23 protein-coding genes are annotated in these 25,048 nt (G+C 36.2%); 9 read left to right on the top strand and 14 right to left on the bottom strand.

Going from position 1 to position 25,048, the window contains the following annotated elements; all coding sequences use genetic code 11:
• Window positions 1–3 precede the first annotated feature (3 nt).
• The 3 genes from RT037_RS00470 to RT037_RS00460 all read right to left on the bottom strand — a co-directional run bounded on the left by RT037_RS00470 (window position 4) and on the right by RT037_RS00460 (window position 2,525).
• On the bottom strand, window positions 4–705 hold the full coding sequence (locus RT037_RS00470) for a tetratricopeptide repeat protein (RefSeq protein ID WP_312323262.1): 702 nt from the start codon (window positions 703–705) through the stop codon (window positions 4–6).
• 70 nt (window positions 706–775) lie between these two features.
• Window positions 776–1,312, bottom strand: coding sequence for an adenine phosphoribosyltransferase (locus tag RT037_RS00465; RefSeq protein WP_312323261.1), 537 nt, complete (start codon window positions 1,310–1,312; stop codon window positions 776–778).
• Window positions 1,313–1,316: 4 nt separating this feature from the next.
• Window positions 1,317–2,525: a hypothetical protein gene (locus tag RT037_RS00460; RefSeq protein WP_312323260.1), complete on the bottom strand. Its 1,209-nt coding sequence runs from the start codon at window positions 2,523–2,525 to the stop codon at window positions 1,317–1,319.
• A gap of 159 nt (window positions 2,526–2,684) precedes the next feature.
• Between RT037_RS00460 and RT037_RS00455 the strand changes: the two genes are divergently transcribed.
• Genes RT037_RS00455 through RT037_RS00440 form a run of 4 tightly spaced genes read left to right on the top strand, consistent with a single transcriptional unit; the run spans window position 2,685 to window position 5,056 of the window.
• Entirely contained in the window at window positions 2,685–3,101 is a 417-nt protein-coding gene (locus tag RT037_RS00455; protein ID WP_313026978.1) for an RNase adapter RapZ, read from the top strand.
• 8 nt (window positions 3,102–3,109) lie between these two features.
• Window positions 3,110–3,823: a sugar phosphate nucleotidyltransferase gene (locus RT037_RS00450; protein ID WP_313026974.1), complete on the top strand. Its 714-nt coding sequence runs from the start codon at window positions 3,110–3,112 to the stop codon at window positions 3,821–3,823.
• Window positions 3,820–4,536: a TIGR00730 family Rossman fold protein gene (locus RT037_RS00445; protein ID WP_312321689.1), complete on the top strand. Its 717-nt coding sequence runs from the start codon at window positions 3,820–3,822 to the stop codon at window positions 4,534–4,536. The genes RT037_RS00450 and RT037_RS00445 overlap by 4 nt, the downstream gene beginning before the upstream one ends.
• Window positions 4,537–4,585: 49 nt before the next feature.
• Window positions 4,586–5,056, top strand: a complete 471-nt coding sequence (locus RT037_RS00440; protein ID WP_312321688.1) for a DUF6702 family protein — start codon at window positions 4,586–4,588, stop codon at window positions 5,054–5,056.
• A gap of 52 nt (window positions 5,057–5,108) precedes the next feature.
• Here RT037_RS00440 and RT037_RS00435 read toward each other — a convergent pair whose 3' ends face one another.
• The 8 genes from RT037_RS00435 to RT037_RS00400 form a co-directional block, all read right to left on the bottom strand.
• Entirely contained in the window at window positions 5,109–5,849 is a 741-nt protein-coding gene (locus tag RT037_RS00435) for a sulfite exporter TauE/SafE family protein (protein ID WP_313026969.1), read from the bottom strand.
• On the bottom strand, window positions 5,840–6,295 hold the full coding sequence (locus tag RT037_RS00430) for a FixH family protein (protein WP_312321685.1): 456 nt from the start codon (window positions 6,293–6,295) through the stop codon (window positions 5,840–5,842). The genes RT037_RS00435 and RT037_RS00430 overlap by 10 nt, the downstream gene beginning before the upstream one ends.
• A gap of 9 nt (window positions 6,296–6,304) precedes the next feature.
• Complete coding sequence (gene ccoG / locus RT037_RS00425) at window positions 6,305–7,756, bottom strand: cytochrome c oxidase accessory protein CcoG (protein ID WP_312321683.1); 1,452 nt, start codon at window positions 7,754–7,756, stop codon at window positions 6,305–6,307.
• Between the two features lie 123 nt (window positions 7,757–7,879).
• Complete coding sequence (locus tag RT037_RS00420; protein ID WP_312321682.1) at window positions 7,880–8,758, bottom strand: cbb3-type cytochrome c oxidase N-terminal domain-containing protein; 879 nt, start codon at window positions 8,756–8,758, stop codon at window positions 7,880–7,882.
• A 14-nt stretch (window positions 8,759–8,772) separates the two neighbouring features.
• Entirely contained in the window at window positions 8,773–8,982 is a 210-nt protein-coding gene (locus RT037_RS00415) for a CcoQ/FixQ family Cbb3-type cytochrome c oxidase assembly chaperone (protein ID WP_313026960.1), read from the bottom strand.
• Window positions 8,983–8,994: 12 nt separating this feature from the next.
• Window positions 8,995–11,265: a cytochrome-c oxidase, cbb3-type subunit I gene (gene ccoN / locus RT037_RS00410; RefSeq protein ID WP_313026957.1), complete on the bottom strand. Its 2,271-nt coding sequence runs from the start codon at window positions 11,263–11,265 to the stop codon at window positions 8,995–8,997.
• A 2-nt stretch (window positions 11,266–11,267) separates the two neighbouring features.
• Window positions 11,268–11,465, bottom strand: a complete 198-nt coding sequence (gene ccoS / locus RT037_RS00405) for a cbb3-type cytochrome oxidase assembly protein CcoS (protein WP_313026954.1) — start codon at window positions 11,463–11,465, stop codon at window positions 11,268–11,270.
• A gap of 110 nt (window positions 11,466–11,575) precedes the next feature.
• Window positions 11,576–13,954 (bottom strand): heavy metal translocating P-type ATPase metal-binding domain-containing protein, encoded by a 2,379-nt coding sequence (locus tag RT037_RS00400; protein WP_313026950.1) that lies wholly within the window; start codon window positions 13,952–13,954, stop codon window positions 11,576–11,578.
• A 92-nt stretch (window positions 13,955–14,046) separates the two neighbouring features.
• Here RT037_RS00400 and RT037_RS00395 point away from each other — a divergent pair, with 92 nt between their 5' ends.
• The 4 genes from RT037_RS00395 to RT037_RS00380 are packed head-to-tail and all read left to right on the top strand — an operon-like array spanning window position 14,047 to window position 16,657.
• Entirely contained in the window at window positions 14,047–14,760 is a 714-nt protein-coding gene (locus tag RT037_RS00395) for a Crp/Fnr family transcriptional regulator (RefSeq protein WP_313026946.1), read from the top strand.
• A gap of 47 nt (window positions 14,761–14,807) precedes the next feature.
• On the top strand, window positions 14,808–15,623 hold the full coding sequence (panB, locus tag RT037_RS00390; RefSeq protein WP_312321676.1) for a 3-methyl-2-oxobutanoate hydroxymethyltransferase: 816 nt from the start codon (window positions 14,808–14,810) through the stop codon (window positions 15,621–15,623).
• Between the two features lie 9 nt (window positions 15,624–15,632).
• Window positions 15,633–15,959, top strand: coding sequence for a hypothetical protein (locus RT037_RS00385; protein WP_313026940.1), 327 nt, complete (start codon window positions 15,633–15,635; stop codon window positions 15,957–15,959).
• The gene (locus RT037_RS00380; RefSeq protein ID WP_313026937.1) at window positions 15,959–16,657 is read left to right on the top strand and encodes an RluA family pseudouridine synthase; all 699 of its coding nucleotides are present in this window, start codon (window positions 15,959–15,961) and stop codon (window positions 16,655–16,657) included. The genes RT037_RS00385 and RT037_RS00380 overlap by 1 nt, the downstream gene beginning before the upstream one ends.
• Before the next feature lie 96 nt (window positions 16,658–16,753).
• On the opposite strand, the gene RT037_RS00375 is transcribed toward RT037_RS00380, so the two are convergent.
• On the bottom strand, window positions 16,754–18,949 hold the full coding sequence (locus RT037_RS00375; protein ID WP_313026935.1) for an outer membrane beta-barrel protein: 2,196 nt from the start codon (window positions 18,947–18,949) through the stop codon (window positions 16,754–16,756).
• Between the two features lie 69 nt (window positions 18,950–19,018).
• Between RT037_RS00375 and RT037_RS00370 the strand changes: the two genes are divergently transcribed.
• Window positions 19,019–19,576, top strand: coding sequence for a hypothetical protein (locus tag RT037_RS00370; RefSeq protein WP_313026933.1), 558 nt, complete (start codon window positions 19,019–19,021; stop codon window positions 19,574–19,576).
• A gap of 69 nt (window positions 19,577–19,645) precedes the next feature.
• Here RT037_RS00370 and RT037_RS00365 read toward each other — a convergent pair whose 3' ends face one another.
• Window positions 19,646–21,916, bottom strand: a complete 2,271-nt coding sequence (locus RT037_RS00365) for an aconitate hydratase (RefSeq protein WP_313026930.1) — start codon at window positions 21,914–21,916, stop codon at window positions 19,646–19,648.
• Between the two features lie 306 nt (window positions 21,917–22,222).
• Complete coding sequence (locus RT037_RS00360) at window positions 22,223–24,985, bottom strand: bifunctional aconitate hydratase 2/2-methylisocitrate dehydratase (RefSeq protein ID WP_313026925.1); 2,763 nt, start codon at window positions 24,983–24,985, stop codon at window positions 22,223–22,225.
• Window positions 24,986–25,048 lie beyond the last annotated feature (63 nt).

Raw genomic sequence — 25,048 nt, 5'->3', positions numbered from 1 at the left:
GTTTTAGTAATATTTAGTCATTTCAATATAAGCATCAGACTGACCATTGTCATAGTCTTGATACTTCTCATCGATTGTTGCAAAGTATTTTTTAGCTTCTGCCTTTTTGTTAAGAGACAATGCCAACATCCCTGCTTTTTTTGTAAAATAATAAGTTGTATAAGCATCCTTTGACGCAGTTGTTGCTTTGTCAAGATTAGACATTGCGTCATCGCTACGGTTAAGGTTAGCAGAGCAATCTGCCATTGCACCGTACTTCATCGCCATTAAAGTCTTATTGTCGCTGCTGAATTTGTCCAACATGTCATAAGCTTTTTGGAAATTTCCTTTTTTGAATTCGATAAGACCTGCGTTATAAGCCGCTAACTTACCAGCATCTGTAGCAGAATACTCGTTGTAAGTCCCAACAAAACCAGGATTAGCAGCGCTTTTTCCTCCTAAAGCTAAGTCGTTATCACCTTTGGAAAGGTTAGCAAGAGCTGTTAAGAATGATTTAGTCGCTTCTTCGTTTTGAGGTCCAACGATAAATTGTTTGTAACCAAAGAATCCTAAAACTGCAAGGATAAGAACTCCGAAAGCAATACTAATTGTTTTAGAATGCTTCTCTAAGCCTTGTTCTACATTGAAAGCTTTTTGGTCTAAGTCTTTAAAAAACTCTACGGTTTCTTTACCTTCCTCGATTTGTTTTTTATTTAAGTCTGCCATATTTTTTATATAATCGAAATGCAAATTTAATGCTTTCTGTGTGATATGCAAAAAAACTGCGTTTTATAGATTAATATTTTAAAATTGAATAAATATCTGCGTTGAATTTTTCAAGTTTTTTGGAGCCGTTAAGCCCTTCCAAATAAATCAAAAAACTGAATTGTGCTGGGATGCCACCTTGCTTTTCAACTAATTTGGCTGCGGCTTCTGTTGTGCCGCCAGTTGCTAAAAGATCGTCGTGGATTAACACGCGTTGTCCTTTTTGTAGTTGGTCGGTTTTCATCTCAATTTCCGAGGTGCCATATTCTAAGTCATAAACTTGTCCAATAAATGGTGGTGGAAGTTTTCCTTTTTTACGAATTAAAATAAATGGAACTTCTAACGCAACCGCAATCGCAATTCCAAAAAGATACCCGCGACTTTCGATACCACAAACGACATCGATTTTTCCTTTGCTAAATTCTACAAAGTCTTTAATAACCGCTTCGTAAAGTTTTGGCTGTAAAAATATTGGTGAAATATCCTTAAACTGAATGCCTTCAATAGGAAAGTCAGGGATATTGGTTATTGTTTTTTCTAAATCGTGGATAAGCTCCGAAGATGCCATTTAATTATTGTTTTTTAGATGAATTGATTTTGTAGCTTGTGATTTTCCAACCGTTAGAAGTGGATTTAAGTCCATAAGTTACATTAAGCGAAGTCACATTGCCGTCTTTGTCGGTTACATCGTAGTTAGCATTAACCGTAGATGCATTGTCTTTGGTAACTGGTGCAGAAAGCGAATTAACCTTCACACTTTTAACCGAACCAAAGCCAGAATTTGGATTTGAAAATTTATCATAACTTCCCCAAGCTGGGTTGTCTGCATTGTCAAAAGCGGCTTTATAGTTTTGAGAATTAAGACTACTCAAGAATTTTGAAACCGTTGTCTTTGGATCTCCTGCTGGTTTAGTAGGTGTCGTAGGCGTGGTTGGAGTTGTTCCTGTTGTTGGGTTTTCTGTTCCAGTTGTTGGGTTTTCTGGGTTGTTTGGATCAGCTAAAGTTGGATCTGTTGGTTCAGGGATATTTGTAGAAGGCGCTGCTTGTACAATTGCACGAGGATTAAATTCAATTCCAGATTTAATCATTTGATAGACTTTCTTAGCCGTTTTTACACTGACCTTAACTTCTAATTTGTTGTCAACAATACTTGCAATAGGAAGAGAAGAAAATTTAATAGTAAAACCTTTGAAGTTATTGTCCTGCATCATGTTTTTAGCAGTTTGCAATTTGTTTCCGTTACTGAAAACTTCAAGTGTCGTTTCTAGACCAGCGCCTGTGAAACTTACTTTTTCACCGTTTTGATCAACCAATTGCGGTACAACAACAATTGCCTTTGGACCAGTGATGCTGTCTGACATCGCAGGACGAACAACAATGTTAAGTCCGCTAGCTGTTACGTCGTTCGGGTCAACTTCCGATGCTTTTTCATCACCGAAGATATTCATGGTTCCTAATGATGGTGGAGCAGTGCTAGACCAAGTAATGTTATTTTTTTGAGCCACTTCGTCCGCCATTTTCAAAATGTCAGGAACTTTTTTTCCGTTAAGAAGTTTTCCTAAAGCTTCAATTTCTGCAATATCGCCATCGGCTTCTACACCAAAAGTTTTAAGAATATATAAAGCTTCATTGAATTTTATTTGCTTAAGTGTTGGTAACGATGAGGTCATATCGTTGATACTTTCTTGGAAAGCTTTTCTGTTAGCACCATCTACACTTGTTTTTTTACAAGACATCACAAGGACTAAACTTGCAAATAAAAGGTAACGGAAGAATTTCATATCTATGTTTTTTTAGTTAGAAATCTAATATACAAAAATTGTTGTTAATCTACTATATTGCAATGTTTTGCATAGTATAGAAGCTTTGATGCTGCAAAATTACATCATTTCTTTTTGCGTTAAGCATATTAAAAAAACTATTTTTACAAAAATTAAAAAATGATGTCCAATACTTTGAAAGTTGAAATACATAGTTTCTCATATAAAAAAGAAGGAATACCGAAAGATAATTCTGGGAATGGTGGCGGATTTGTCTTTGATTGTCGTGGAATTCTCAATCCGGGACGTATCGAAGAATACAAAATCCAAACAGGTAATGATGTCGCTGTCCAAGATTATTTGGAAGAGAAAACGCAGATGCCACATTTCTTAAACGCGATTAAATCTATCGTTTCCATTAATATTGAAGATTATTTAGCACGAGGTTTTGAAAATTTGCAAATTAATTTTGGTTGTACTGGTGGACAACATCGTTCGGTATATTCAGCGATAAAAATTGCAGAATTTATTAAAGAAAAATATCCTGAAGTCGAAGTGGTGATTAATCATGATGAGCAACCACAACTTAATAAATAAATTGATTGATGAAAGCTCTAATTTTTGCGGCAGGAAAGGGGACACGTTTGCAACCTTTCACCAATTCGCATCCGAAAGCTTTAGCCGAAGTTAACGGAAGCCCGTTGTTAGAACGTAATATCAAATATTTGCAATCTTTCGGCATCAATGATTTTGTTATTAATATTCATCATTTTGGAGAACAAATTGTTGATTTTTTAAAACTTAAAAATAATTTCGGAGCCAATATTGAAATTTCTGACGAGCGAAATGAACTCTTGGAAACTGGTGGTGGTTTGCTTTTTGCAAAAGATTTTTTATCATCAGAAGAAGATTTCCTCATTATGAATGCGGACATCCTCACAGATCTTAATATTTCAGATTTTATTAAGTCACATCTCGAATCTGAGAATTTTGTTACTTTAGCGGTTTCGGATAGAAAAAGTTCTCGAAAATTATTTTTCGACGATCATATGATTTTGAAAGGTTGGAAGAATGTTGGGACTGCCGAAACCAGAATGGCAAGCACAAATGTAGGATTTAAAGAATTGGCTTTTAGCGGAATCCATTGCATTAATTCAGCGATTTTTAATAAAATTAAAAGAACTGGCAAATTCTCCATCATGGAGGAATATCTCGATATGATGATGACAGAACAGATTGTTGGTTACGAGCATCACGCGAATCTTATTGATGTTGGAAAACCAGAATCTATTACAGAAGCAGAAAAAATATTTTTATGATTGACGATAATCAAGATTTAGATAAAAAGTTACATGAGAGTTTTCGTAGAAAAACTTGGGACGAAACCATTACCAAAGACAGCTGGATGGTTTTTAAAGTCATGTCAGAATTCGTAGATGGTTACGAAAAAATGAGTAGAATAGGACCTTGTGTTTCTATTTTTGGATCCGCTCGTCTGAAGGAAGAGGACTATTATTATAAAATGGCTAGCGAAATTGCTAAGAAAATCACCGAAATAGGATTTGGTGTGATAACTGGCGGCGGTCCTGGTATTATGGAAGCTGGTAACAGAGGCGCTTTCGGACATGGAAGTTCTATTGGTTTAAATATCGATTTACCTTTTGAACAGCATTTTAATCCGTATATTGACAAGGGTTACAATATGGACTTCGATTATTTCTTTGTTAGAAAAGTGATGTTTGTAAAGTATTCTCAAGGTTTTATTGTAATGCCTGGAGGTTTTGGGACTTTGGACGAGTTGATGGAAGCATTGACTTTAATTCAGACAAAAAAAATTGGACGTTTTCCGATTGTTTTGGTAGGATCAGATTTTTGGAGTGGACTTTTGGATTGGTTCAAAAATACACTTCTTGAGAATAAATTAATAAATGAAGAAGATCTATTATTGTTCCGAGTTGTAGATACTGCAGATGAAGCGGTTGCTCACATTAAAGCCTTCTATGATAAATATTCTGTAAACGTGAATTTCTAAATACTGCCGCATGGCATGTTATTTGAGCTAAATATAAAAATCAATTGTTATGAAAAAGTATTTCAACATTTTTGGGGTTTTACTATTGCTTATTGCAATGAGTTTTACTGGATTGGAGATGTTTTCTTCGATGACGAAGGTTGAGTTTGTGGAAGGTAGTAAAACCTTAAAATTTACAACTAAACTTAACACCTCTCATATTTCTAAAGCAGTAGGTATTGACCCAAATACAGCAGGTTTCGATGCTGATGTTAAAAAGTATGTTAATGCCAACGTTGCAGTAGCAGTTAATGGGACTAACAAGACTTTAACTTTTACAGGAAGTCAGGTTAATGGTGAGTCGGTTTTCGTGTATTATGAAGCAACTGGCGTTAGTGATGTATCAAGTCTTAGAATTAAGAATTCAATTTTGACTAATGTTTATCCTAAACAAGTTAATATTGTAAACGTTTCTTATAAAGGCAATCTAAAAACGGTTAACTTCCAAAAAGGGAAAGAAACTGCAGATGTCGATTTTTAATAAAATTGAATCATAAAGCAAAACCTCTCGAGCATTCGGGAGGTTTTTTTATTTAGTGACACATGGTATGATCGTTAGGATCAGTACCATGATTGTGAGTTTTAATTTGTAAAGCTTCTTTTTTCGGTGACAAATAAGGAATGCCCAATTCTAAACCTCGAAGTATAAATAGTCCACCAAGAAGTATCAAAACAATTGGGACGATTTTTACAATTTTAAGACGCATATTTTGGTTAAGAAAATTACCGATAAGTACGATAGCGAACATAAAAGGAAAAGTCCCCAATCCGAAAAATAGCATATACAGCGCACTTTGCCAGATTCCGCCAGCTGCTATGGATGCCGTTAACGCCATATAGACCATTCCGCATGGTAATAGACCATTCAGCAATCCTGTTGTAAAACGTGAGCTAAGATCGGCTTTGGTAAGGAGTTTTGATAGTTTTAATTTAACTTGTAATAAAGCTTTATTAATGAATGGGATTTTGGTTGCGAAGTCTTTTCCTCCAAATGAAAATAACGCCATTAAAATTAATAAAATCCCAACAACAATACTCAAAGTGGTTTGTAATCCTGCAAATTGAAAACTTTCGCCAACAATACCGATAATAGCGCCAAGGATAGAATAGGTGATAATTCGGCCCAAATTGTAGGTAAAATTCTGAAGGTAGAAATTAATCTTTTGTTCGCGCGTTAATCCCATGGAAAGGGCAATCGGGCCACACATACCAACGCAATGAAAGCCCGACGCAAATCCTAGAAATAATGCTGAAAAAAGCAAGGCTATTTCCATAATACATCATAATCAATTTGGTACAATTGATTATTTTCTTTCCATTTAGTTTTTAATGTATAAGATCCAGGAACCAAAACTCTAGCAGGGATTAGCATCGAGTTAGTCCCATCCAAAAATTCTACTTTTTTTAAATCTAAAGTCGAATCATCGGTACGGAAAAGTACAAAGTCAATCTCTTTTTTGTCAACTTTTCTGTCCTCCGGAAAATGAAGTTTGATTCCATTTTTGTCTTGAGAATAGACTGGATGCACTTCTAGTTCCATCGCTCTTTTTTTAGCATCGATAACATCTTGATAGACTAATTCTTCTTCGTAATAGTTATTAGATATCATTTCTGCATTTTGTTTTCCCATTGGGAAGATGAGAATTAAGTATAAAATAAATGCGATAAAACTACCTAAAGCTATAACCACTGCATGTCCCCACGATAATTTCTTGAACATATTTAATTTTTAAAATTGAAACTTAAACGGGCCTTCAAAATAGGTTTGGAAAGAGTCAAGAAGTTTTCCGTCCATATCATAAACGCCAATTGTTACATTTTGTTTAGATAGTGTAATTTGCTTTTCAGGAAAACTTACATTGATTGTACCTTTTAACATTGCGTCTCTTTTCAAAACAATCTTGTTACCACCACTTACATTAATTGTTCCGTTGTTAGGCTCTAATACCTTTATAGTAACCGTCATCGTCTTATTAGACTTATTAAGGAAGGTGTAATTGTAAGTGTTTGTAATTTGACCATCTCTAACAAAGAAAGTAGATCCAGGAGGTTTTAGGAATTTTGCTTCCATAGTTCCTCTGTTGTTTAATAAAAAGCCCAAAAATACCATTAATAAAGCTAAAATGACAGTTGAAGCTTTCATTCTGTTGGTAAATTTAAAACTTTCCTTTTTTTCGATTTGGTTGATAGACGCATAACGGATAAGGCCTTTTGGTAAACCAACTTTCTCCATTACTTCGTCGCAAGCATCTATACATGCAGTACAGTTAATACATTCTAATTGTTGACCATTACGGATGTCGATACCTGTTGGACACACAACAACGCATTGATGACAATCGATACAATCTCCTTTGCCAGCTGCAGCTCGATCTTCGCCTTTTCTCCATTTAGATCGGTTTTCGCCACGTTGATAATCGTAGAAAACATTAATGGTTTCTTTGTCGATAAGTACGCCTTGTAGACGACCATAAGGACAGACTAGTGTACAAACTTGTTCTCTAAACCATGCAAATACAAAGTAGAATGCCGCTGTGAACATTATCATTACCAAGAAGTTGGTTGGTCGTGCAAATGGACCTTCTTTCATGATTCTGAAAACCTCTTCATAACCTACAATATACATGAACATAAAGTGCGTTATGATAAGTGATATCAAAAGAAAAATGCTCCATTTAAGACCTCTTTTCCATATTTTTTCGGAATTCCAAGGTTGTTGATCTAGGCGTATTTGTTTGTTTCTGTCACCTTCTATCGCGTATTCAATTTTTCTGAAAATCATTTCTAGAAAAATAGTTTGGGGACAAATCCATCCACAAAATATTCTACCAAAAACAACTGTAAAAAGAATAATAAATACTAGCGAAGCAATGGCTCCTAGTGCGAGTATGAAAAAGTCTTGTGGATAAAATGGTTGCCCAATTATAAAGAATTGACGATCTAGAATATTAATCATCAAAAACGGATTTCCGTTAATTTTAATAAAAGGAAGAATAAAAAAAATCATTAAAAGAATAACACTTACAATATTTCTGTAGTTAGTGTATTTTCCTTTTGGTTTGCGCGGGAAGACCCATTTACGCTTCCCAGTATTATCCATTGTCCCGACAGAATCTCTAAATGTTTCTGCCTCTATTATTTGGCCTTGGCCTCCAATGTCAGGTTTGTTAGAGTTGCTCATATCATTCATTTATAAATAAAAAAAGAGATTGCCCGGAAAAATTAGTTTCTCCCATATCAGCTCATTTACAAAAATTGAACCGATACATTTTGACAATCTCTTTTAGTATGTTTTGTTAAAAATCTATTTCTCCCAATGCGCTTCTGTACCTTGAGGTGCTGCACCGCCTTGTGCTTGTGTAATAGGTGCCTTTTCTTGGTTGATATGATATACGTAAGCCGAAACTTTTTCGATATCTTTTCCAGTTAACACACCATTTTTACCCCAAGCTTGCATTGTTGGATTGTTCGGACTACCATTATATACCACATGGAAAATGTTTTTAAACAATGTCTTCTCTGGTTGGTTAATCCAAGAGTTGTCAGTTAAGTTCGGACCAATACCGCCTTTTCCAGCATCCATATGACAAGCAGTACAGTTGGTGTTGAATATCTGTTCTCCTTCTGCAACATTATCTTCTGAGAAAACCGCAGTTTCAATAGTTACAGGAGGGACACTTTTGTTATACTCGTCAATTGCAGCAATTTGCTCTTTATGCTCTATGTTGTATTCAACATCTGGGTGGGCAAAATCTGTAAAACTAAATGAAACAATGTAAAGAATACAATAAGCAACACCAAAGTAAAAGAGACCTAACCACCATTTTGGAAGTTGATTATCCAACTCCATGATACCATCGAAGCCATGATCGATAAGTATGTCTTCTTCCTCCTTTGCAGTTTGCTTTTTGGAAGCGGAATTCCAAAGGTATTTGAAGTAAGGAACCTTGGTTTCTGCTAGGTAGGTTTTCTTCTCTTCGTCTGTTAGCTTTTTGAATTTTTCATTCTCGATCAAATCACCAATTGCTGATTGGATAAATACAACAATGATACTCACTATAGCAGCAGCCCAGAAATACTTTGTACCAAAGAAATCGGAAGACTGTGCAAACATGTAAAATACGACAAGCAATAATCCTAAGACGATAAGGATGTTAATATATACGGGTGTTCTTCTTTTCATGATTTTAAAATGTTTTAGTGCGAAGTTCTATTCTCATCATCATCCATGTCTAGGTCATCATTAAGAGGAGCATTCTCTTCTTCCTCGTAATATTTTTTAGGTCTATTAAACACATACAATGTTATCCCTACAAAAACTATAATGAACAGGATTAGCGAAAGGGTATTCAGTAATCCTGCATACTCAACATTAGAAATAATATCTTTAAAACTTTGCGGAATCATTCGTAATTATTATTAGTTGCTCGCTGTTTTAACTTCAGTTGTCTTAATATCTGTACCTAATCTTTGTAGGTAAGAAATAAGTGCTGTAATTTCTCTTTTCTCAAGCGGAACAAAGCTAGCTCCTTGTGTTTGTTGCTGTTTAGCAAATTGATCTTTAACGTCGGCTGCTTCAGAATAGATGTTTTTCACGATAGCAGCTGCTTGGTTATTCATCCAAGAATCTGCTGAGTCGATTTGTGCTTTAGTGTATGGTACATCTAAAGAATTTTTCATCAATTCTAATTTAGCTTTGGTTAATGACCTGTCTAGTGTACTTGTAATTAACCAAGGATAACGAGGCATGATAGATCCTGCTGAGGTAGATCTAGGGTTGTACATGTGCTTAAAATGCCAAGAATCTGGTCTAACACCACCTTCTCTCTGTAAGTCTGGACCTGTTCTTTTAGATCCCCACAAGAATGGATGATCATATACGAATTCTCCAGCTTTTGAGTATTGGCCATTTTTACCGTTAAATCTAACAACTTCATCACGGAATGGTCTAATCATTTGAGAGTGACAAGCATTACAGCCTTCTCTAATATAAATATCTCTACCTTCTAATTCTAGTGGACTGTAAGGCTTAACAGCAGAAATTGTTGGTACATTATTTTTAACAAATATAGTAGGTAGAATCTCAATAGCACCACCAATAGCAACAGCTATAAAAGCTCCAATTGTTAAATATAAAGGTGTTCTTTCTAACCATAAATGGAAGCTCTCACCTTGTTTTCTACCTTTAATAGTTTTTGCTAAAGCAGGCGCTTCTGCAGGAACATCTTTAAGGAATGATCCTTGTTTTGCAGTTAATATTACGTTAACCACCATCAAGATTGCACCTGAGATATAGAATAAACCTCCAACAAATCTCATTTTATAATAAGGAAGAATTGCCGTAACAGTATCTAACCAGTTTTTATAAACTAAAGTACCATCTGGGTTAAATTGTTTCCACATCAAACCTTGTGTGAATCCTGCGATATATAAAGGAACAGCGTAGAAAATAATACCAAATGTACCTAGCCAAAAATGCCAGTTAGCCATTTTAGTGGAGTACAATTTTGTTCTCCACATTACTGGAACCAAGTAATAAATAACCCCGAATGCCATAAAACCATTCCATCCAAGAGCTCCTAAATGTACGTGACCAATAACCCAGTCTGTAAAGTGACCAATTTTATTTAAAGTTTTGGTGGCTAAAAGAGGACCTTCAAAAGTTGCCATACCATAACATGTGACAGCTACAACGAAAAACTTAAGAATAGGATTTTCGCGTACTTTATCCCATGAACCTCTCAATGTTAATAAACCATTAAGCATCCCACCCCAAGATGGTGCAATAAGCATAATTGAGAAGCCTGTGCCTACAGCCTGTGCCCACGCAGGTAATGAAGTATACTGTAAGTGGTGAGGACCAGCCCAGATATATACGAAAATCAAGGACCAAAAGTGGATGATTGAAAGTTTGTATGAGAATACAGGTCTATCAGCAGCTTTTGGTAAGAAGTAATACATCAAACCTAATACTGGGGTTGTCAAGAAGAATGCTACCGCATTGTGACCATACCACCATTGTACAAGAGCATCTTTAACACCTGAATAAATAGAGTAAGATTTCCACATTGTTAATGGTATCTCAAGGTTGTTAAAGATGTGTAGCATTGCTACAGCAACCCAAGTTCCTAGATAGAACCAAATAGCAACATACAAGTGTCTAACTCTTCTCTTAGCAATTGTTCCGAACATATTAACTCCAAATAATACCCAAGAAATGGTAATTAGGATGTCAATTGGCCATTCATGCTCTGCGTATTCTTTTGATGTATTAATACCCATCAAGAAAGTAATAACTACAGACACAATCATAATCTGCCATGTCCAGAAGTGTAACCAAGACACAGTGTCACTCCACATTCTTGTTTTCAATAACCTTTGCAAAGAATAGTAAGCACCAGCGAAAATACTATTACCTACAAAAGCGAAAATAACTGCACTTGTGTGCAACATTCTGATTCTACCGAATCCAAACGCTCCGTGAGAACTGATAAGTCCAGACATATCGCCGCTTCTTAAACTGGCAATTGTCGTATCATCCGTTCCGAAGAAGAACTCTGGAAGTTCGGGATAAAAAAGCATAAGTGCCGCTATCAGACCAAGCAAGAATCCAACTAGACCAAAGGCCATAGTTGCAATCAGGAAAGCCCTAACGATACTATTGTCATAACTAAACTTTTGTGTTTCCATATCTACAAATCACTATTATCTTTTTCTTCTTGTTTGTTGTTGTCAGATTTTTCCTCCTTAATTTCGTCGTCCATTAGGATACGTACAGCCGGACTTTCGTCATCCTCGAAGTGCCCTTTTTTAGCTCCAATAATAAAAATTATTAAGAAAACCACAGCTAAAGACACGCTGCATATGATCATTAAATAGAGAATCTCCATAACTGAGACAAATTTACACTAATTAAAGTTCCCAAATTTAGTTAAAATTAATGACTTTAGTCAGAATGAATTTAAATTAATTAATTTATAATTTATCTAAATAGATGATTCTATTTTAACAGCTTGAAATACTTTGTACTATGGTACCACGTTGATAAAGTTGTAAAAGCAACAACACTTATCGAACTTATAGGCATTATAATGGCTGCAAATAATGGCGAAACCTTGCCCATAACCGCAAATGTTACCCCAATAACGTTGTAGAATAAACTAATTGCAAACGTTAATTTTACGATGCTTATGGCGTCTTTTGAGAATTTTAAATACTTATCTAATTCTGGGATTTTGCTACCATCCATTATAACGTCGGATGATGGCGTAAAGGCGTTAGTGTCGTCAGAAATGGCAATGCCTACATCACTTTGCTTTAGTGCGCCTGCGTCGTTAAGACCATCGCCAAGCATCGCTACTTTATAATGTTGGTTTTGAAGTTCTTGTATAAATTCTAATTTGTCTTCTGGACTTTGATTAAAACGCATCTGCGAAACATTCGGGATCATCTTTTTAAGTTGCTGTTCTTCCGATGCGTTGTCGCCACTTAAGATATTAATTTGGTAAGATTTAAGATGTGTAAAAAGGGTCTCTAAATCTTTTCTGTATTCGTTCTTAAAAATATATTTCCCCAAAAATTCGTCGCCGACTTGTACGAAAACAGCGGTTTCTAAGTTCTCAGATTTTTGTCCTGTGAAATTCGCAGAGCCTATTTTGTAAAGCTTGCCTCTAACGCTTGCAGAATAACCTTTTCCAGGTATTTCTACAAAATTTTCGATCGGGAAATAATCATCTTTAGTGTCAATAAAATCATATAAAGATTTTGAAAGAGGGTGATTCGAATTTTTTAATAAGCTTTTAATGTTTTTCAAATCAAACTCGGCAATATCTTGTCCAGAATAATTAATATTTAACTTTTTATTTTCTGTAATCGTTCCAGTTTTGTCAAAAACTAAACTGTCAATTTTTGAGAGTCTTTCAATGGTCAAAGTATCTTTAACGTAAAATTTATTTCTGCCCAAAATTCGCATAATGTGCCCAAAGGTGAACGGTGCCGAAAGCGCTAAGGCACACGGACAAGCAATAATTAAAATTGCGGCAACCACTTGGAACATTTTTTCAAAATTCTCTTGTGACCAATATATTGCGGCAATCGCGGTAATCGTCAAAATAACAATTGTGAAATATTTGCTGATTTTATTGGTAATTGTATCGAGTCCCGTTTCTGTTTTTTTGAAGGCTTCCTTGTTCCAAAGTTGTGTTAAGTAACTTTGATCCACGTTTTTAATAACTTCCAACTCCAAGATTGGTCCACTTTGCTTACCACCAGCAAAAATTTTGTCACCAGCTTTTTTAGGAACCAAAGCCGCTTCTCCAGTGATGAAACTATTGTCAATATTGGCTTCTCCTTTTATTAAAATCGAATCAACAGGAATGATTTCTTGATTTCTAACCATGATTCTGTCGCCAACTTTCAGGTCAGAAAGCAGAATATTGTCTTGCTTACCATTAAAATCGATTTTGGTGACGGCAATCGGGTAGAATGACTTGTAATCGCGGTCGTAAGACAAACTGTTGTAAGTTCTTTTTTGGAAAGTTTTTCCTAAAAGCATGAAGAACAAAAGTCCACAAAGTGTATCGAAATAGCCGCCGCCGTAATCGGTCGCAATTTCGTAAATCGAACGTCCGTATAACATGATAATCCCGATGACAATGGGAACGTCGATATTGATGATTTTATTTTTAAGACCGTACCAAGCTGATTTGTAATAATCTAAAGCAGAATAGAAAACAACTGGCGTTGCCAAAATCAACAAGGTGATTCTGAAAAGATGCTTGTAATTATCCATCCAAACATCGTTGCCACCAACATATTCGGGGAAACTTAAAAACATACTATTTCCAAAAGCAAATCCTGCGATAGCCAATTTTATCAAAAGACTTTTGTCAAGTGTTTCCTTCTTTTTGTCCGCAGTTTCGAGGTTAATAACAGGTTTGTAGCCGAAATTTGTTAAAAAATTAGCTAGTTCGCTGAGTTTCAGTTCGTCGCTTTTGTAAGCGATTTGCACCGTTTTTCTCGTGAAGTTAACTTGCGAATATTTTATTTTTGGATTGATTGTGTTTAAGCTTTCCAAAAGCCAAATACATGACGAACAATGGATTACAGGGATTTTGAAAGTAACTAATGTCGTTCCACCTTCATGAAAGTCTACAACTTTGTTGAAGACATCCTCAGTATCTAAATAGTCGAACTGCGTTTGGTCGTCGCTACTTGGTCGTATCCCCGAATTCTTATTAAATTCATAAAAGTTACCAAGATTATTTAGGTTTAGGATTTCGTAAACGGACTGACAACCATTACAACAGAAGACTTTTTCATCAAATTCAATGCGCTCACTTTCAATAGGCTGACCGCAATGGAAGCACTTTTCTGACATGTGGTTTGTTGGGTTTAGCTTACAAAATTACGTCAAAAAACTTTGCTTTTGGGAGTAGAAAGTCTTATTTTTGCTGATAAATGTCATTACATATGTCACTTGAATTACAGCAAGTTATTGAACAGAATTTTATTAAAGCCTTTAATAGAGAGTCTTTTAAGAGAAGTTTATCACCTGAGGATTATGATAAATTAGTAGCAGAACTGCGAGATATGGAGTTCGCAAAGGGAGATACTGTTTTCGAAGATGGAGAATCTCCGCAAGGTGTCTATTTTATAAAAGAAGGTACTGCAAAGCTTTCAAAATCTGGAGTTTATGGTAAAGATCAGATCCTTCGATTTTGTAAAGAAGGCGATCTTATCGGTTATCGCTCTTTATTGTGTGGAGAAAATTTCCAAGCAAAAGCGGAAGCGATGACACCACTGAAGGTTGTTTTTTTACCAGCGGATTTCTTCATTCATTTATTAGAAGTTGATGCTAAATTGTCTTACGCAATGCTGCAAAAAATTGCTTACGAATTGGGCGAATCGTCTAACACAGTAACCTTTTTAGCTCAGAAAACAGTAAGAGAAAGATTAGCTGAGATTTTAATTTTACTTGAACAAAAATTAGGAACTGATCCAGAAGGATTTATTAATATTTCTTTAACAAGAGAAGAAATTGCCAACCTTATCGGGACTGCGACAGAAAGTGCAATCCGATTAATATCAGAATTCAAACAAGATGAATTGATCCTTGTCGAGGGACGGAACATCAAAATCATCAATCACGAAAAACTTATAAAACTTGGTCATGTGGTTATCTAATTTTAGATAACCATTTGTTTCTTTAATACAACCTAAAAGTTAAGCCCATGTCGGTACATTCAGAAATAAAAAAGATTACAACGGAGACACTTCGTAAGATGAAGTTCGATAATGATAAAATCTCGATGATCACTGCTTACGATTTCACAACTGCAAAGATGGTTGATGCTGGCGGTATAGATGCGGTGTTGGTTGGCGATTCTGCGGCTAATGTTATGGCGGGATTCGAGACAACACTTCCGATTACTCTTGACCAAATGATTTATCACACGCAATGCGTTGTTCGGGGGATTGACAGAGCTTTGGTTGTGGCGGATTTGCCTTTCGGAACTTACCAAAGTAATCCAGAAAAAGCTTTGGAATCGGCGGTGAGAATGATGAAGGAAGGCGGTGCACACGCTGTAAAAATTGAAGGCGGAAAAGAAATCGAAGAATCGATTCGTAAAATTGTAAATGCGGGGATTCCTGTGATGGGACATTTGGGATTAACGCCGCAATCGATTTATCAATTCGGAACTTATAAAGTAAGAGCTAAGGAAGATGCAGAAGCAGAAAAACTAATTTCTGATGCTAAGCTTTTGGAAGAACTAGGCTGTTTTGCAGTTGTTTTAGAAAAAATCCCTGCTGATTTAGCTAAAAAAGTGACCGAAGCTATTACAATTCCAACGATCGGAATTGGAGCTGGCGCAAATTGCGACGGACAAGTTTTGGTTTATCACGATATGGTTGGGATGAACAAAGGTTTTTCACCTAAGTTTTTAAGAAGATATTTAGATTTACATACCGAAATTACTGGTGCTGTTGCTCAGTTTGTAAAAGATGTAAAATCTGTAGATTTCCCGAATGCCTCAGAAAGTTATTAAAATTTATACATGAAAAACCTTATGGCAATACAAGCTGGCGTATCTTTCGCGGCTTTAGCTTGTTTATTAGTTGGTTGGATTCAGCCATTTTCTCCAGAGCTTAACAATATTTTTTATAATAAATTATTTTACATTTTAGTAGGTGCAAGTTTTGTATTACAAGCGCCAACTTTAGCGAATCCAAAATTCAAAATCCCAATGTACATCGCAGCTGGACTTTGTATTATTGGTGCATTTTTACCAGTTGAGACAAGACTTTCAGGTATTAAAACCATCGGATTAATTGCTGGAGTTATCATGTCATTATTTGGACGTAACAGAAACGCACAGCAATAATGTCGGAACAAATATTTTCTGCATCGCAAATCGTCTACGAGGATAATCACATGATGGTGATTAATAAAAAAGTTGGTCAGCTTGTACAAGGTGACAAAACTGGCGATTCGTCGTTGTTAGAATTGATTAAAGATTTTATAAAAAAAAGAGATGACAAGCCTGGAAACGTATTTTTGGGTTTGGTACATCGTATCGATCGACCAACTTCTGGTTTGGTGCTTTATGCTAAAACCTCTAAAGCGCTTTCTCGTTTAACACAAATGGTCGCAAATCGAGAAATTAAGAAAACCTATTGGGCTTTGGTGGCAAAAGAGATGATTCCGACGTCGCAACGTTTGGTGAATTATCTTAAAAAGAATGAAAAAAATAATAAAGCGATTGTCTTTTCAAAACCAACTGATGGTGCAAAAGAAGCGATTCTGACTTATCATTTGCTTCAAACTTTGGACAATTATTTGCTGTTAGAAATTGATTTAGAAACTGGTCGTCATCATCAAATCCGAGCGCAACTATCAAAAAACGGAACGCCAATAAAAGGTGATCTCAAATATGGTTCGCCGCGTTCTAATCCCGATGGGGGCATTAATCTTCACGCAAGACAACTGAATTTTGTACATCCTGTAACAAAAGAAGACATTGAAATCATCGCGTCTTTGCCGAAGAATGATAAGGTTTGGCAGGCGTGTGAGAATTTGTAATTTTAGAAAATAAATTTTAAAATTAAGAATACTAAAAAGGCATCCGAAATTTTCGGATGCCTTTTTTAAGTAATATAAATGTGTGTGATTGAGTGCCTATTTTTGGTTCATCAATCCGCCGTTGTCTTCTTTTGGCGTATCTTGATTTAAGAGGTTTTGATCAACTTTTGCTAACTTATTTTTAGTCGGGATTTTATAGTTGATAGAGAAACCAAAGTTTCGGCTGTCCCAACGGTTTTGCAGATAAATCGGCGTTGCAGTATTAACCGTTTTGAAATTCATTCTCGAACTGTTGAAAATATCATTTGCAAACAAGCTTACAGTAATTCTATCTTTATTAAATTTCTTGCTGAAATTAAGGTCAACACGATTCATAATTGGTTGTGTCGATTGGAAGAAATAGTAATTTCCTTTTGTTGAATAAGAGAAATTCGGCGCAAATTTAATATTGTAGGGAAGAATAAATTGTCCAGCTACATTGAAAAACCACATGCCTTTTTTATCCGTAATTTCTTTGATGTCTTGGAATTGATAACCTGCATACAAGTACAAGAAATTAATTTTATCAGGATTAAAATTAAACTTCATAATCTCGCTAAACGGTTTCGAGAAAATCATAAACGGAACGGGAAGTCCCACATTAAAGCTGTGTTGTGTCAAACTATGGATGTTAACATTGGTCTGCGAAATGCTGTAGCCGTCGCGTTCCACATACATCATCACTTGGTCTTTCACGCTGCTCACGTTATAGCTGATAAAGGCATAATCGAATGCGCTAATTTTAGCTTCGAAGTTGTTGTAAATCGTCGGTTGCACATTTGGGTTACCAGAAATGCTAACATTCGGATTTTGGAAAGTCGTGTTGTTCGGGTTCAATTGACCAGTTGATGGCAAACTGATTTTTCGGTTATAGTTTAAATTAAAATACAAGCTTTTTGCAAAATCATATTGCATGCTAGCATTTGGGAACAATTCAAACCTTTTGAAAGGCGTTAAATCATCCCATTGGTTTTTTCTTAAATTCAAAGATTTACCAGAAATGTCGTAATCTTCAGCTCTAAGACCAGCGATAAAAGTAAATTTTTTAATCTTCGTATTTAATTCTGCATAAGTTGCAGCCGTTTGTCTTTGATAATCTAAGTTTTTAATGCCAAGAAAATCTGTTGTAAAATCCGTCTTTTCGTACAAGCCTCCAAAACTAATTTTACCTTCATCCAACAATTTTATCGGTTGCGAATAGTCGACGCGAAGGTTGTAGTAGTTTTGATCGGACGCATTGTCCATATCAGCTCCAAAAATCTGTGTGCCAGTTGGTGTATAAAATGAGTTTTGTCCTGTTTGGTCAAAAGTTGATTTGAAACTAGAATAATTGGCTTTGATGTCTAACTTTTGGTTTTTATCATCAAATCTTTTCTGATAAGTTGCCGTAATTTCGTTTCGGTCGCTTTTGGTTTTGCTTTTTCCGATGTTTAGATAATTAGCAACAACATTATTTCCTGATCCGATCGGCGATTCGATCATAGATGTTCCGTCCGAATTGTTGTAAGCGTCGTTGTTTGCTTTATAATAATCGTAATTTAATAATAATCTATCTTTTCCTAAATCGAAAGTTAAAGCCGCTTTTGCAAAATATCCGCGAGAATATTTGTCACCAAAACCTCTCGATAAATCGTCCATTTGGTTGCTAGAAAAAGCTTCTGCGTAAGTTTGACCAGCACTGAATTGCCATCCAAAAACTTTATTTCTAGAATTTAAAACAATACTATTGTTAAATCTATTTCTGAATTTATCATAATCCGAAAATCTATAACCTCCAGAATATGTTGCTGTTAAATAATTTTTTGCAGATTTTGAAGTAATAATATTTAGAATAGCGCCACCAGAAGTTGCAGGAAATTCCGCTCCTGGTTGCGTCACAACTTCCACACGCTCAATCGCCGATGCAGGCATGCCTTCAAGGAAAGCAGTTAAATCGTTGGTCGAAATGTTAAGTGGTCGTCCATCCATGTAGACTTGGAGCGGTTTTCCCTGATACATCATTCCTGCGATGTCTGTAACCACCATACCTGGAAGTTTTTTAATTCCTTCTAAAGATGAGCCTGAATTAAGGCTTGCTTGTTCGGAAAAGTCGAAAATTGTTCTGTCAGCCTTTTGCTCGACAGCTTTTTTAGTTTTGGTTATTGTAACCTCTTCTATTTGTTTTTCCTTCGGATTATCTTTTTTAGTTTCTTGCGCAAACGCAACTTGAACGCTCAAAAATAAACTCGCTGCTAAAATAATTCTTTTGTTCATAAATGCTTGTCTACGCAATTAGACAAAAAATTTTTGCATTTGTTACAAATTATTTCTAAATAATGATAATTGTCATTGTTCTATCTCTTTATGGTTGGTTTTACGTTGATGAGGACTTCACTATTAAAATTTGGGGTTTTTACGGATGCAAATTTCAAATTTATTGTCACTTTAACAGAAAATTATAATGCCATGAAAACTTTTGAAAATTTTGATCTGCAATTGGCTTCTAAATCCTTACTAGAAGTTTCTAACAAAACAATGCAATTCGGTAAATTCGTCGATGGTTCGGATAAAGTAATTGTCGGTACAAGTATGCAAAAAGGTTTTGAAAAACAACTTGAAATACTCTTTTTACAAACTATGCATGATGACAGAAACTCCGTTGTTATTTTCATTCCTAATTCTGCAGCTATTAATGGTTTTATAGACGCAAAAGGAAAAGGGATGGTCTTAAAAAATGTCGAAATTTCTGCTATTAAGAATGATGAAACTGCTAATACGCTAATTGAAAAACTAACTTTATCCAAAATAAAAGTAAGTTATTTACTTATTTCTAATGGTCTTGCAATAATTGAGCTTTCACCAGAAAAGTTGATTCGATCATATTATCCTGACCGTAAGTAAAAAAACTTTATTTAGAACAAAAAAGCCACCCCGTTTTGGAGTGGTTTTAATTTTATATTGAAAGCAAAATTAATTCGCTTCCATTCTTTTAATTAAATTCAAGGCAGAACCCGCTTTGAACCAATCAATTTGTTGCTCGTTGTACGTGTGGTTTGCCATAACGATATCTTTAGTTCCATCGTTGTGAACAAATTCTAAAGTCAATTGTTTTCTTGGGGCAAATTTGTCCAAATCCAAGAAATTCACAACGTCATCTTCTCTTACTTTGTCATAGTCCGCTTTGTCAGCGAAAGTAAGAGCCAACATCCCTTGTTTTTTTAGGTTAGTTTCGTGGATACGAGCGAAAGATTTTACCAAAACTGCTTTCACACCAAGATGTCTCGGTTCCATTGCAGCGTGCTCTCTTGAAGAACCTTCGCCGTAATTTTCGTCACCAATAACAATAGAAGGAACACCTGCTGCTTTATAAGCTCTTGCTACTGCAGGAACTTCACCATAAGCACCGGTTAATTGGTTCTTTACCTTGTTGGTTTCCATATTGTAAGCGTTTACGGCTCCAATTAACATATTGTTCGAAATATTATCCAAATGACCTCTGTATTTCAACCAAGGTCCAGCCATAGAAATATGGTCGGTTGTACATTTTCCGAAAGCTTTAATTAATACAAAAGCTCCTGTAATGTTCAATCCGTCCCATGCTGGGAATTCTTCTAACAACTGAAGTCTATCCGAAGTTGGACTAACAACAACTTGTACATTAGAACCATCTTCAGACGGCGCTTGATAACCGTTATCATCTACTGCGAAACCTTTTGCAGGAAGTTCAGAACCTTTTGGCTCGTCTAATTTCACTTGCTCACCAGCTTCGTTCGTTAAGGTATCTGTAATTGGGTTAAAATCTAATCGACCCGAAATTGCAACCGCCGCAACCATTTCTGGAGAAGCTACGAAAGCGTGTGTATTTGGGTTTCCATCCGCTCTTTTTGCAAAGTTTCTGTTGAAAGAATGAATAATTGAGTTTTTCTCAGCTTTTTCAGCACCTTCTCTATCCCATTGTCCAATACAAGGTCCACAAGCGTTGGTAAATATTCTTGCGTTTTCGAATTTTCTAAATGAATCCAAGAAACCATCTCTTTCTGCAGTGAATTTCACTTGCTCAGAACCTGGGTTGATTCCCAAAATCGCTTTTGGTTTCACTCCTTTAGCAACAGCGTCTTCAACAATTGAAGCCGCTCTTGATAAATCCTCGTAAGATGAGTTGGTACAAGATCCGATTAATGCCCATTCAACTTCCAAAGGCCATCCGTTAGCTTCTGCTTTTGCTCTAAATTCAGCAACTGGTGTTGCTAAATCTGGCGTGAATGGTCCGTTAAGGTGTGGAGTTAATTCAGAAAGATTGATTTCAATAACTTGATCGAAATATTGTTCAGGATTTGCGTAAACTTCTGCGTCACCGGTTAAATGTTCTGCGATTTTGTCGGCAGCATCTACAACATCCTGTCTTCCTGTTGCAGCCAAATATCTTCTCATAGAATCATCGTAACCGAAAGTAGAAGTCGTAGCACCGATTTCTGCTCCCATGTTACAAATTGTTCCTTTTCCAGTTGCAGAAAGAGATTCTGCACCTTCACCGAAATATTCAACGATGCAACCAGTTCCACCTTTTACGGTTAAAATACCAGCAACTTTTAGTATAACGTCTTTTGCAGAAGTCCATCCGCTCATTTTACCCGTTAATTTAACACCAATAAGTTTTGGCATTTTCAGTTCCCAAGCCATTCCAGCCATTACGTCAACCGCATCTGCACCACCAACACCAATGGCTACCATTCCTAAACCTCCTGCATTAACTGTGTGCGAATCGGTACCAATCATCATTCCACCAGGGAAAGCGTAGTTTTCTAAAACCACTTGGTGAATAATCCCTGCTCCTGGCTTCCAGAAACCGATTCCGTATTTATCACAAACAGAACTTAAGAAGTTGAAAACCTCCGAATTCTTATTAATTCCTTCTTGTAAATCTGCTTCAGCACCAACTCTCGCTTGGATAAGGTGGTCAGCGTGTGCTGTAGATGGAACCGCAACTTTCGCTTTTCCAGCTTGCATAAATTGCAATAACGCCATCTGAGCCGTAGCATCCTGCATCGCCACTCTGTCTGGTGCGAAATCTACATACGAGTTTCCTCTTTCGTAAGCTTGTGTTGCGTTACCTTCCCAAAGGTGTGCGTAAAGAATTTTCTCAGCAAGTGTCAAAGGTTTTCCCACAACTTTTCTCGCAACAGCGATTCTTTCTGGGTAACGTTCGTACACTTTTTTGATCATATCAAGGTCAAAAATCATACTTTAATTTTTTAATATTATACTTTGAAATGTTTTAAAATCGACTTCTAAAATTAGTGATAATTTAGAACTTATTCGAATTCAGTTTGTTATTAAGATTGATTTTAAATAAGAATCAAAATTGACAAATTGACATCTCTATTTTGAATTAAAATCAATTTTAAGAGCTTTAATTATGATGGGAATTCTATGCCAAGCAAACTTGTTTTAGTTGAAAATGCCTATCGCAACAATTTTTGGATATTTCAATTAAACAAAAAAAGACTGCCCAAATCGAGCAGTCTTTTGTATTTATTCAAGGGTTTCTTAGTGACAAGAAATCGGCGTGAATTTCGTTAAATTGATACCTTCAACAGCATCTTGGTATTCTTCGATATTCGGAATTCTACCCAAAATAGCCGAAAGTACAACCACTGGAGTAGAAGCCAATAAAGATTCTCCTTTTTTGCCATCTCTGTCTTCAACCACACGACCTTGGAAAAGACGCGTAGAAGTCGCCATTACCGTATCTCCTTTTTCCGCTTTTTCTTGGTTACCCATACAAAGGTTACATCCCGGACGTTCCAGATACATGATGTTTTCGTATTCTGTACGAGCTGCATTTTTCGGTGCATCGTCATTAAATTCGAATCCAGAATATTTTTGAAGCATTTCCCAATCGCCTTCTGCTTTCAATTCGTCGATAATGTTGTACGTAGGTGCTGCAACAACTAATGGCGCGTTGAATTTAACTTCACCTTCTTTTTTCTCAACATTTCTCAACATTTGCGAAACGATTTTAAGGTCATCTTTGTGAACCATACAAGAACCTACGAAACCTAAATCTACCGCTTTTGTTCCGCCGTAATACGTCAAATCACGAATTGTGTCGTGCGTATAACGTTTAGAAACATCTTCATTATTTACGTCTGGATCGGCAATCATTGGCTCGTTGATGATATCCAAATCAATTACCACTTCAGCGTAATATTTTGCATTCGCATCGGGTTGAAGTGCTGGTTTAGAACCAGATTTAATTTCTTCGATACGCTTGTTTGCTTTATCGATAAGACCTTGTAGAACTTTATTATGATTATCCATTCCTTTATTAATCATAATCTGAATTCTAGATTTCGCAATTTCTAAAGATTGAATTAAAGTATCGTCTTGTGAAATACAGATTGACGCTTTCGCTTTCATTTCCGCCGTCCAGTCAGTGAATGTAAAGGCTTGATCGGCTAATAAAGTACCGATATGAACTTCGATAATTCTTCCTTGGAAAACGTTTTCACCATCAAATTGCTTCAACATCTGCGCTTGAGTTGCATGAACCACGTCACGGAAATCCATGTACGGTTTCATTTCACCTTTGAAAGTCACTTTCACAGATTCTGGAATTGGCATAGACGCTTCACCAGTCGCCAAAGCCAAAGCTACAGTCCCTGAATCGGCTCCAAAAGCAACACCTTTCGACATTCTCGTGTGCGAATCTCCCCCGATGATAATTGCCCATTCGTCAATCGTAATATCATTCAAAACTTTGTGAATAACGTCGGTCATTGCATGATATTCACCTTTCGGGTCTCTTGCTGTAATCACCCCAAAATCATTCATAAATTTCATCAATTTAGGAATGTTGGTTTGGGCTTTTTTGTCCCAAACCGAAGCGGTGTGGCATCCAGATTGGTAAGCTCCATCAACGATCGGTGAAATAACAGTGGCCGCCATAGATTCAAGCTCTTGAGCTGTCATCAAACCAGTTGTATCTTGAGAACCAACGATATTTACTTTTACACGAACGTCTGAACCTGCGTGTAATGTTTTTCCTGGCGTTACACCAACAGCATTTTTGTTGAAGATTTTTTCAACAGCGGTTAAACCTTGACCGTCTATTGAAATTTCTTTTGCTGGAGCAAAAACTGTTGGCGCTTCAACACCTAAAGTTTGTGCTGCAAAAGTTTGAATTTTCTTTCCGAAAACAATCGCATAAGAACCACCCGCTTTGATGAATTCCATTTTTTGCGGTGTTAAAGAACGAGCGATGTCAATTAATTCTTGGTCGCCGTTGTATAATTTTTTAGTCTTCGTATTTATGGTTAAAACTGTACCTGTTGCAACCGAATAAACCTCTTCTAAAATAGGTTCATCATTTTCGTTACGAACAACATTTCCGTTTTCATCTACTTTTTTTGTCCAGTTTTTAAGGTCGATTCCGATACCTCCAGTTACATCAACTGTCGTTAAGAAAATCGGAGAAATACCATTCGTTCCACCAACAATCGGTGCGATATTCACGAAAGGTACGTAAGGTGATGCTTGTTTCCCTGTCCAAAGTGCAACGTTGTTAACGCCCGACATACGAGAAGAACCAACACCCATAGTTCCTTTTTCTGCGATAAGCATCACGCTCGCATCAGGATGTTGTGCTTGTAACGCACGAATCTGCTCCTGAGCTTCTGGCGTAATCATACATTTCCCATGCAATTCTCTGTCAGAACGCGAGTGCGCTTGGTTACCTGGCGACAATAAATCAGTAGAAATATCTCCTTCACCAGCGATGAATGTTACGATTTTAATTTCTTCAGCAACTTCTGGAAGTTTTGTGAAGAATTCTGCTTTTGCATAACTTTCAAGAATGTCTTTTGCAATCGCGTTTCCAGCTTTATAAGCATCTGCTAAACGCGCTGTATCGGCGTCATACAAGAAAACCTGAGTTTTAAGAACTTCAGCAGCTTGTTTTGCAATTGCTTCATCGTTTCCTAAAGCCAAATCTAAAAGAGCCTCGATAGACGGGCCACCTTTCATGTGCGACAACAATTCGAACGCAAAAGTTGGTGTAATTTCCGCAACTGCAGTTTCATCAAGAATAATTTCTTTCAAAAATTTAGCCTTTACACCCGCAGCAGGCGTCGTACCTGGAAGTGTGTTGTAAATTAAAAACTGAATAGAATCCGCTCTGTTCGGATTGTTGGAATCTTTAATTTGTGCGATGATTTCGCTTGTAAGTTCTGCTCCGTCAATTGGTTTTGGATGCAAACCTTGACCTTTTCTTTCTTCAATCTCTTGAAGATAATCTGTATAAACGCTCATAATATGTAGAAGCTTTTGCTTGTAATTTTATTTAAAACTAAAAGTGAATTCAGTTGATTATTA

Source organism: Soonwooa sp., from assembly GCF_032062245.1.
Classification (GTDB): Bacteria; Bacteroidota; Bacteroidia; order Flavobacteriales; family Weeksellaceae; genus Soonwooa.
The sequence above is the reverse complement of the archived record's forward strand: the minus strand, read 5'-3'. Positions and strand labels throughout refer to the sequence as shown.

Coding starts and splice junctions, on each gene's coding strand:
- RT037_RS00450 (WP_313026974.1), top strand. CDS start 3,110: ATGAAAGCTCTAATTTTTGCGGCAGGAAAGGGGACACGTTTGCAACCT.
- RT037_RS00415 (WP_313026960.1), bottom strand. CDS start 8,982: ATGATTCCGCAAAGTTTTAAAGATATTATTTCTAATGTTGAGTATGCA.
- ccoS (WP_313026954.1), bottom strand. CDS start 11,465: ATGGAGATTCTCTATTTAATGATCATATGCAGCGTGTCTTTAGCTGTG.
- RT037_RS00380 (WP_313026937.1), top strand. CDS start 15,959: ATGTCGGAACAAATATTTTCTGCATCGCAAATCGTCTACGAGGATAAT.
- RT037_RS00455 (WP_313026978.1), top strand. CDS start 2,685: ATGATGTCCAATACTTTGAAAGTTGAAATACATAGTTTCTCATATAAA.
- RT037_RS00440 (WP_312321688.1), top strand. CDS start 4,586: ATGAAAAAGTATTTCAACATTTTTGGGGTTTTACTATTGCTTATTGCA.
- RT037_RS00465 (WP_312323261.1), bottom strand. CDS start 1,312: ATGGCATCTTCGGAGCTTATCCACGATTTAGAAAAAACAATAACCAAT.
- RT037_RS00375 (WP_313026935.1), bottom strand. CDS start 18,949: ATGAACAAAAGAATTATTTTAGCAGCGAGTTTATTTTTGAGCGTTCAA.
- RT037_RS00470 (WP_312323262.1), bottom strand. CDS start 705: ATGGCAGACTTAAATAAAAAACAAATCGAGGAAGGTAAAGAAACCGTA.
- ccoN (WP_313026957.1), bottom strand. CDS start 11,265: ATGGAAACACAAAAGTTTAGTTATGACAATAGTATCGTTAGGGCTTTC.
- panB (WP_312321676.1), top strand. CDS start 14,808: ATGTCGGTACATTCAGAAATAAAAAAGATTACAACGGAGACACTTCGT.
- RT037_RS00385 (WP_313026940.1), top strand. CDS start 15,633: ATGAAAAACCTTATGGCAATACAAGCTGGCGTATCTTTCGCGGCTTTA.
- RT037_RS00430 (WP_312321685.1), bottom strand. CDS start 6,295: ATGTTCAAGAAATTATCGTGGGGACATGCAGTGGTTATAGCTTTAGGT.
- ccoG (WP_312321683.1), bottom strand. CDS start 7,756: ATGAGCAACTCTAACAAACCTGACATTGGAGGCCAAGGCCAAATAATA.
- RT037_RS00445 (WP_312321689.1), top strand. CDS start 3,820: ATGATTGACGATAATCAAGATTTAGATAAAAAGTTACATGAGAGTTTT.
- RT037_RS00365 (WP_313026930.1), bottom strand. CDS start 21,916: ATGATTTTTGACCTTGATATGATCAAAAAAGTGTACGAACGTTACCCA.
- RT037_RS00435 (WP_313026969.1), bottom strand. CDS start 5,849: ATGGAAATAGCCTTGCTTTTTTCAGCATTATTTCTAGGATTTGCGTCG.
- RT037_RS00420 (WP_312321682.1), bottom strand. CDS start 8,758: ATGAAAAGAAGAACACCCGTATATATTAACATCCTTATCGTCTTAGGA.
- RT037_RS00395 (WP_313026946.1), top strand. CDS start 14,047: ATGTCACTTGAATTACAGCAAGTTATTGAACAGAATTTTATTAAAGCC.
- RT037_RS00360 (WP_313026925.1), bottom strand. CDS start 24,985: ATGAGCGTTTATACAGATTATCTTCAAGAGATTGAAGAAAGAAAAGGT.
- RT037_RS00400 (WP_313026950.1), bottom strand. CDS start 13,954: ATGTCAGAAAAGTGCTTCCATTGCGGTCAGCCTATTGAAAGTGAGCGC.
- RT037_RS00460 (WP_312323260.1), bottom strand. CDS start 2,525: ATGAAATTCTTCCGTTACCTTTTATTTGCAAGTTTAGTCCTTGTGATG.